General features: G+C 61.2%; 7 protein-coding genes. 5 read left to right on the top strand and 2 right to left on the bottom strand.

All coding sequences use genetic code 11. The features are described 5' to 3' along the window. The first annotated feature begins 201 nt into the window (after positions 1-201). The 5 genes from QMX93_RS28645 to QMX93_RS28625 all read left to right on the top strand — a co-directional run bounded on the left by QMX93_RS28645 (position 202) and on the right by QMX93_RS28625 (position 5,969). Entirely contained in the window at positions 202-573 is a 372-nt protein-coding gene (locus QMX93_RS28645; RefSeq protein ID WP_007914613.1) for a translation initiation factor Sui1, read from the top strand. A 219-nt stretch (positions 574-792) separates the two neighbouring features. Further along, complete coding sequence (gene speA, locus QMX93_RS28640; protein ID WP_053116910.1) at positions 793-2,706, top strand: arginine decarboxylase; 1,914 nt, start codon at positions 793-795, stop codon at positions 2,704-2,706. 234 nt (positions 2,707-2,940) lie between these two features. Next, a complete protein-coding gene (locus QMX93_RS28635; protein ID WP_282358909.1) occupies positions 2,941-4,284 on the top strand; it encodes a contractile injection system protein, VgrG/Pvc8 family in 1,344 nt (447 codons plus the stop codon). Beyond that, positions 4,281-5,075, top strand: a complete 795-nt coding sequence (locus QMX93_RS28630; RefSeq protein ID WP_282358907.1) for a DUF4123 domain-containing protein — start codon at positions 4,281-4,283, stop codon at positions 5,073-5,075. Before QMX93_RS28635 ends, QMX93_RS28630 begins: the two co-directional genes overlap by 4 nt. A gap of 18 nt (positions 5,076-5,093) precedes the next feature. Continuing rightward, positions 5,094-5,969: an alpha/beta hydrolase gene (locus QMX93_RS28625; RefSeq protein ID WP_282358906.1), complete on the top strand. Its 876-nt coding sequence runs from the start codon at positions 5,094-5,096 to the stop codon at positions 5,967-5,969. On the opposite strand, the gene QMX93_RS28620 is transcribed toward QMX93_RS28625, so the two are convergent. Further along, positions 5,963-7,312 (bottom strand): MATE family efflux transporter, encoded by a 1,350-nt coding sequence (locus QMX93_RS28620; RefSeq protein WP_282358905.1) that lies wholly within the window; start codon positions 7,310-7,312, stop codon positions 5,963-5,965. The genes QMX93_RS28625 and QMX93_RS28620 overlap by 7 nt on opposite strands. 150 nt (positions 7,313-7,462) lie before the next feature. Next, complete coding sequence (locus tag QMX93_RS28615) at positions 7,463-7,756, bottom strand: hypothetical protein (RefSeq protein ID WP_007914623.1); 294 nt, start codon at positions 7,754-7,756, stop codon at positions 7,463-7,465. Positions 7,757-7,923: the final 167 nt, after the last annotated feature.

The following is a 7,923-nucleotide window of genomic DNA, read 5'->3' as shown; positions in this document are numbered from 1 at the left end:
GCCGAAGGCTGCGATCTTTTGATCTTGGCCTTTAAAAAAGATCAAAAGATCGCAGCCTTCGGCAGCTCCTACATTTCAGCAATTGAGCCGTCCAGGAATCGATATCCGGTGCAGTAGCGCTGCCCCTGCCTGAGTGGGGCTTCGCGGTCGATGACCTGCCCAAGGTCGCGATCAGTCTTTGTCCTCCCAAGAGGATTGCCGGTGGCCAAAAAAGCCGCATCCTTCGCCGCCCTTGGTGGCCTGGTATTTTCCACCGACGCAGGTCGTCATTGCCCGGAATGCAGTAAGCCGGTGGACGCCTGTATCTGCAAACAAACCGTGATCCCGGCAGGGGACGGCATTGCCCGCGTGCGTCGCGAGAGCAAGGGCCGCGGCGGCAAGACGGTGACCACCATCACCGGCGTGCCACTGGCCGAAGACGCGCTCAAAGAGTTGGCGACAACGTTGAAGAAACGTTGCGGCACTGGCGGGGCGCTGAAAGACGGGATCATCGAAATCCAGGGCGATCATGTCGAGCTACTCTTGGCTGAGCTGATCAAGCACGGTTTCAAAGCGAAGAAGTCCGGCGGCTAGCAGCCTCTGTGAAATCCATCTGCGGCTTGATCCGGCGCTGAAATACTTCAGATCCGGCGTCGTCTCCATGGTTTTCACAGAGCCTGTTCATGACCGGTTTCTAAACTCCACGCGGTCAGCGCGGTCTACCGCCGCGCTGACGAATCGTCATTTTCATTCTTTAGACTGCGCCAGCCTGCGTTCAGGCGACGCACTATGACTTCTTTATAGGGGACTTCGATGTCCGTACGACGCACACGTAAAGACGATGGCAGCCAATGGACAGTTGCGGACAGCCGCAGTGTTTACGGGATTCGCCATTGGGGGGCCGGGTATTTCGCGATCAATGAAGCCGGTCGCGTCGAAGTTCGTCCGAACGGCCCGAGCAGCTCGCCTATCGACCTGTTCGAGCAAGTCGACCAACTGCGCAAAAGCGGTTTGTCCTTGCCGTTGCTGGTTCGTTTCCCCGACATCCTGCAAGACCGTGTCCGCCAGTTGACCGGCGCCTTCGATGCGAACATCGAGCGTCTGGAATACCAGAGCAAGTACACCGCGCTGTACCCGATCAAGGTTAACCAGCAAGAAGCGGTGATCGAGAACATCATCGCCACCAAGGACGTCTCCATCGGTCTGGAAGCCGGCTCCAAGCCTGAGCTGCTGGCCGTGCTGGCGCTGGCGCCGAAGGGCGGCACCATCGTCTGCAACGGTTACAAGGATCGCGAGTTCATTCGTCTGGCGCTGATGGGTCAGAAGCTTGGCCACAACGTGTTCATCGTCATCGAGAAAGAATCCGAAGTCGCTCTGGTGATCGAAGAAGCCGCCTCGCTGAAGGTCAAGCCACAGGTCGGCCTGCGCGTGCGTCTGTCGTCGCTGGCCTCGTCGAAGTGGGCGGACACCGGTGGCGAGAAATCCAAATTCGGTCTGTCGGCGGCGCAACTGCTGTCGGTGGTCGAGCGCTTCCGCGCGGCCGGTCTGGATCAGGGCATTCGCCTGCTGCACTTCCACATGGGTTCGCAGATTGCCAACCTCGCTGACTATCAGCACGGTTTCAAAGAAGCGATTCGTTACTACGGCGAGCTGCGCAACCTCGGTCTGCCGGTCGATCACATCGACGTCGGTGGCGGTCTGGGTGTCGACTACGACGGCACGCACTCGCGCAACGCCAGCTCGATCAACTACGACATGGACGATTACGCCGGTGTTGTGGTCGGCATGCTCAAGGAATTCTGCGATGCGCAGGCCCTGCCGCATCCGCACATCTTCTCCGAGAGCGGCCGCTCGCTGACCGCGCACCACGCGATGCTGGTGGTGCAGGTGACTGACGTCGAGAAGCACAACGACGAAATCCCGCAGATCGAAAACAAGGAAGCGCTGCCGGAAACCGTGCAGTGGCTGGTTGACCTGCTCGGCCCGACCGACATTGAAATGGTCACCGAAACCTACTGGCGCGCGACTCACTACATGAGCGACGTGGCCGCGCAGTACGCCGACGGCAAGCTGACCCTGGCTGAAAAAGCCCTGGCCGAGCAGTGCTACTTCGCGGTGTGCCGCCGCCTGCACAACTCGCTGAAAGCGCGTCAGCGTTCGCACCGTCAGGTGCTCGACGAGCTCAACGACAAACTGGCCGACAAGTACATCTGCAACTTCTCGGTGTTCCAGAGCCTGCCGGACACCTGGGCGATCGATCAGGTACTGCCGATCATCCCGCTGCACCGTCTCGACGAAGAGCCGCTGCGCCGTGCCGTGCTGCAGGATCTGACCTGCGACTCCGACGGCAAGATCAATCAGTACGTCGACGAGCAGAGCATCGAAACCAGCCTGCCGGTACACGGTTTGAATGAAGGCGAAGACTACCTGCTGGGCGTGTTCCTCGTGGGCGCCTATCAGGAAATCCTCGGCGACATGCACAACCTGTTCGGTGACACCGACTCGGTGAACATCTACCAGAACGCCGATGGCAGCGTGTACCACGCCGGCATCGAGACCCACGACACCATCGAAGACATGCTGCGTTACGTGCACTTGTCGCCGGAAGAACTGATGACCCACTACCGCGACAAGTGCGCCAGTGCCCGCATCAGTGCCAGCGAGCGCACGCAATTCCTCGATGCCTTGCGTCTGGGTCTGACCCGCTCCTCCTACCTGTCTTCCTGACGGCAGGTTGTCCTTAAACCGGGTTGTCTGAAATTTTCCCCACTGGCTGTGGAAAATTCGGATAACCCGGTGGGACATATCCCAACTTCCCCGCGAAATCCTTGGCCATCCCGGCCAGCAAAGTCATCCGGTCTGCTTTTCGCGTAGGTCATTTCCTAAGTTGTACTTCGGCACTCTACTCAGCCATGGGTCTCGGCGAGAATCCCCGGCCGCCCCTCCTGTAGAGATCCGCCTATGTTTGATCCAGTCAACGAGCCGACCTTTCGTCTCGATGTAGCGGGTCTGTCCGACGCCTTTGAAGTGCTGGCGTTTACCGGTAACGAAGCCCTCAGCGAACCCTTTGCGTTTGAGATCGATGTGTTGATCGACGATGTGCAACTGGATCTCGCCGGTCTGCTGCACCGCTCGGTGTTCCTGCATTTCGATGCGCTGCGCAACGGTGTGCACGGGCAATTGCACAGCCTGGTTCAGCACGAGCATGGCCCGGGCGTCCGCCTGTGTCGCGCGCGGCTGGGGCCAAAATTGAACTGCCTGGCGTTGCGTTTCAGTCAGCGGGTGTTCAGTGGTTGCTCGGTGCCGCAAATTCTCGCGCAAGTGCTCAAGGAACACGGGATCAGCGCCGGGCAGTGCCGCTTTGAGCTGGGCGCTGACTATCCGCCGTTGGCGTTCTGCACCCAATACCGCGAGTCCGACCTGCAACTGCTGCAGCGGTTGTGTGCGCAGGCCGGCATCCACTATCACTTCGAGCATCGGCGTGACGGCCATTGTCTGGTGTTCGGTGACGATGTCGCGCAATTGCCTCGGGCCGGTGCCGCGCAATTTGCTGACGTGATAGAAGACGGAGCGCCGGCGGTGCGTCGCTGGCAATTGCACAACGCATGGTCGCCGAGCGAGGGCGGTACGCAAGCGGCGCAGAGGGCCGAGGGCGAAACTGATCTGGCCTGCTTGCGCAGCGGTCGCTGGCTGCCGCTGGCGGGGCATCCATTTGCCGAGTGCAATCGTGAATGGCTGCTGTCGCGCGTTGAACATCACGCCGATATGTCCCTCGAACAGCCTTACGCCAACCGGATTTTCGCGGTCTTGCAGGATGCCGCGCCGGTACCGGAAACCGTGCCCGCGCGCCCGCGCATGCACAGTTTGCAACGCGCCTGGGTGGTGGCGGTCGATGAGCCGCGTCCGGATCGCTCGCGGCCGGTGGCGGTGCAGTTCGACTGGCTGTATCAGGGCGAAGGCGCTGCGGCCAGTCATTGCTGGCTGCCGCTGGCGCCGGCGTTGGCCGACCAGGCGTTGCCATTGCTGCGCGAAGGGGTCGAGGTGGTGGTGAGTTTTCTTGAAGGCGATCCGGATCAACCGGTGATCAGCGGGGTTTTACAGGCGCCGCTGGCCGATGAAGAGCCTGAAGAAGAAAACTCGTTGCCGGAGCAGTTGATCACCGAAGGCCTACCGCAATGGCTGAAGTCGGCGCAACCGTTGCTGCTGCTGTGCCTGATCCCCGGCGGCGGCAGTTACAACCATTGTCGCGAATCAATCTGCAGCTGCCGGTTGGTCAGTGAACTCGACCAGAGCGGTCGCGGATGAGCGACGTCATGCTCGAACCGCTGGCGCAATGGCTGCTACTCGATGTCCAGGAAGCACCGCAGGCGCTGAAGATGCTGCGTGAAGAATTCGCCGGATTGCGGCACTTCTGGCTGTTCGATGCCACGGAGTTTCAACCGCTGCGCGAGCACGGGCCGTTGTTGATCGAGTTGCACGACAGCGAGGCGCTGCTGGAATGCTGTCAGCGCGACCCGCAGACCTGGCGCGGCTTGTTGCTGGATAGCGAAGTGTCGAGCGCGGAATTGCTCCTGCATTTGCGGCGCATGCTCACCGTGTCGTTCGGCCTGCATCACCGCGCACTGCTGAGTTTCTACAACCGCCAGACTGCGAGCTATTTCTTCGACGCTTGCGATGCCCGCGAATTGAGCCGTTGGCTCGGGCCGATTCAGCAGTTGCGCTGGTACGGTGGCACCTGGGCCGACCGGGCGATTGGCAGTCACGGCTGGCAGCAATTGCGCAATCCAGGTTTGGCGGTGGCGCCGCTCGGGGTTGAAGAAAATCTGACTGCGCAGCAACGCGAGCGCCTGCAAACCTGTCTGCTGGAGCAGCACATCTGGCGCTGGTGCCAATCGCTTGGAACCGACTACGCGACTATGGCCTCCCATGTTCAACAAGGTCTGGCGCTGGGCTTCAGCGACCGCGGCGTGCTTGACGGCTGGTTGTGGCTACGCTTGCTGCATCCGCGCGCTGTGTTGGTGCCGCCACCGGCGGGATTGACCCAGCAGGAAGGGCTCGACCATGTGCGTCGTCAGTGGCAGAACGATCAACCCTGAAATAGAGGCTCGGCATTCATGGCAGTCACTTTGCGGCAACGGTTTGGCGCGCTGATCGGCGGGATTTTACTGTTGGTGCTGGGCGGTTGCTCGCCGGTGAAAGTGCTCAATGCCCTGACGCCCGAACATACCTTCGATAAAACCGCTGGCATTGTCTACGGCGATGATCCACGGCAGAAGCTCGACGTCTATGTGCCGCGTCATCCGCTCAAGGACGCGCCGGTGGTGGTGTTTTTCTACGGCGGCAGCTGGAACAGCGGCGACCGTGGTGACTACACCTTTGTCGGCGAAGCGCTGGCGTCGCGGGGGATTGTTGCGGTGGTGGCGGATTATCGGCTGTATCCGCAGGTGCGTTATCCACTGTTTCTTGAAGACGGCGCGCGGGCGGTGGCGTGGGCCAAGGCACACATCAGTGAGTATTCCGGCAATCCGCAGCGCCTGTATTTGCTGGGGCACAGCTCCGGCGCCTACAACGCGGCGATGCTGGCGCTGGATGGCGATTTGCTGGGGAAGGTCGGCATGTCGCCGAAAGATCTCAGCGGCTGGATCGGTCTGGCCGGGCCGTATGATTTTCTGCCGATCGAGAATCCTGATGTGCGCCCGGTGTTCTTCTGGCCGAATTCGCCGCCGCAATCGCAGCCGATCAACCATGTCAGTCGCGGCGCGCCACCGGCGTTGCTGATTGCCGCGAGCAAGGACAATCTGGTCAACCCGACGCGCAACACCGGCGGCCTCGCTCGCAAACTGCGCGAAGCCGGGGTGCCGGTGCAAGATTTGTATTACTCGCGGCCCAGCCACATCACATTGGTGGCGACACTGTCACGACCATTGCGGCGATTGGCGCCGGTGCTCGATCAGGTGGTCGGTTTTATCGAGCACACGCCCACTCAGTGAGTGCCACCGTTGAACCAGCCGTCATTGCGCTTGAGCCACAGCGCTTGCGCGCCGAGCGTCAGGCTGCGCAAGACCATGAACAGCAGAAACGTTATCCACAAGCCGTGATTGCCCAGACCTTGCAGCGCCCAGGCGAAGGGCAGCAGCAGAACCACGGTCATCAACATGCCATTGCGCATTTCCCGCGCGCGGGTGGCGCCGATGAACAGGCCATCGAGCAAGTAGCTCCACACCGCAATCAACGGCAGCACGGCGAGGTAGGGCAGGTAGATGAATGCGGTGTCGCGCACGCTCTGGATGTTGGTCTGCATCTCGATAAACAGATGCCCGCCGAGCAGAAACAGCACGGCAAAACCGACGCTGGCGATCAATGACCATCCGCCAGCCACCACCAGCGATCGACGCAACGCAAGGCGATCACGCGCGCCGATGGCGTGGCCGAAGAGGGCTTCGACGGCGTGGGCCAGACCGTCGAGGGCGTGGGCGGTCAGCAGCAAGCCATTGAGCAGCAACGCGTTGGCGGCGACGGTGGCATCACCCAGCCGCGCGCCTTGCACGGTGATCAGGAAAAACACCGATTGCAGGGCGAGGCTGCGGATGAAGATGTCGCGATTGACCGCCAGCAACGGCCGCCAGCTCTGCCACAGCTTCAACGCCGCCCAGGCAATGTGCCCCGGATACGCACGCAGGGCTTTGCGGGTCATGTAGAGGCCGAGCAGGGCGCCGCTCCATTCGGCGATCACCGAAGCGCGGGCCGAACCGACCACGCCCCAGTCCAGACCGATGACGAACCACAGATTGAGGGCGATGTTGATCAGGTTGGTGCTGAGCAGAATCGCCAGCGGCGCCCGCGCGTTCTGCGTGCCGAGGAACCAGCCGACCAGCGCGTAGCTGGCCAGCGCCGCCGGCAGGCCGAACAGCCGCGTATGGAAAAACTCCCGGGTGAGCTGATCCAGCTCCGCCGACGGCTGCATTAAATGCAGAGCCACGCCGCTCAACGGCACGCCGAGGGTGCCGAGCACCAGCGCCAGACCCATCGCCAGCAGCAGTCCTTGCAAGAGAATCTGCCGCAACGCCGCACCATCGCTGCGCCCGGCGGCTTGCGCGGCAAAACCGGTGGTGCCCATGCGCAGAAAACCCATGGCCCAGGCGAGAAAGGTGTACAGACTGGCGCCGACCGCCACAGCGCCCAATTGATGGGCGTGGGGCAAATGGCCGATGACAGTGCTGTCGACCAGCGCCACCAGCGGCACGGAAATATTCGAAAGGATCATCGGCGCAGCCAGCGCCCAGACCTTGCGGTGAGTCGGGCGGTCGCGCCAGTCGGTGGTCAGGTTGGACATGCGGGCTCCTTGGGGGAGCGGCATTGTAGCGATTAACGCTATCCCCCTGTAGGAGTGAGCCTGCTCGCGATAGCGGTGTGTCAGCTAGAGATGTTTCAACTGAACCACCGCTATCGCGAGCAGGCTCACTCCTACAGGAGGGCGGTGGTGTCAGTGAATAATCCAGCTCAGCAACCACAACCCCAACAACAACCAGATAATCCCGGCAATGATCGACGCATTCATAAACGCCCGAATCGCCGACCACAACAGCATCAACCCGACAATCAGCGCGATGATGCTGATGATCGACGTGTCCATCCCCAGCGTCTTCGCCAGCCCGTCGACAAAGTTGCCGCCGGCATTGCTCAGAATATTGAACAGCCCGCTGAGGCCATCGACGATAAAGCGGATGACCGACCCAAGCGCCTGGCCGAGCCATTCGAAAAAGCTTTCTACCTGCATGTGTGCATCCTGATGAAAGAGCTGAGCCTTGGGCCACAACGCAGGTGGCCGAGTTCCCTGCCACGAGTATGGCCCAATGCAACGCCGAACGGAAAACCTGTAGGAGCTGCCGCAGGCTGCGATCTTTTGATGTTGTTTTTCAAGATCAATGTCAAAAGATCGCAGCC

The organism is Pseudomonas sp. PS01303 (assembly GCF_029959385.1).
Classification (GTDB): Bacteria; Pseudomonadota; Gammaproteobacteria; order Pseudomonadales; family Pseudomonadaceae; genus Aquipseudomonas; species Aquipseudomonas rustica.
Note: the sequence above shows the minus strand (reverse complement) of the source record. Positions and strands in the feature narration are given on the sequence as shown.

Bases quoted from the DNA above. Each gene is read 5' to 3' on its own strand.
- speA (WP_053116910.1), top strand. From the start codon at position 793: ATGTCCGTACGACGCACACGTAAAGACGATGGCAGCCAATGGACAGTT.
- QMX93_RS28635 (WP_282358909.1), top strand. From the start codon at position 2,941: ATGTTTGATCCAGTCAACGAGCCGACCTTTCGTCTCGATGTAGCGGGT.
- QMX93_RS28630 (WP_282358907.1), top strand. From the start codon at position 4,281: ATGAGCGACGTCATGCTCGAACCGCTGGCGCAATGGCTGCTACTCGAT.
- QMX93_RS28625 (WP_282358906.1), top strand. From the start codon at position 5,094: ATGGCAGTCACTTTGCGGCAACGGTTTGGCGCGCTGATCGGCGGGATT.
- QMX93_RS28620 (WP_282358905.1), bottom strand. From the start codon at position 7,312: ATGTCCAACCTGACCACCGACTGGCGCGACCGCCCGACTCACCGCAAG.
- QMX93_RS28615 (WP_007914623.1), bottom strand. From the start codon at position 7,756: ATGCAGGTAGAAAGCTTTTTCGAATGGCTCGGCCAGGCGCTTGGGTCG.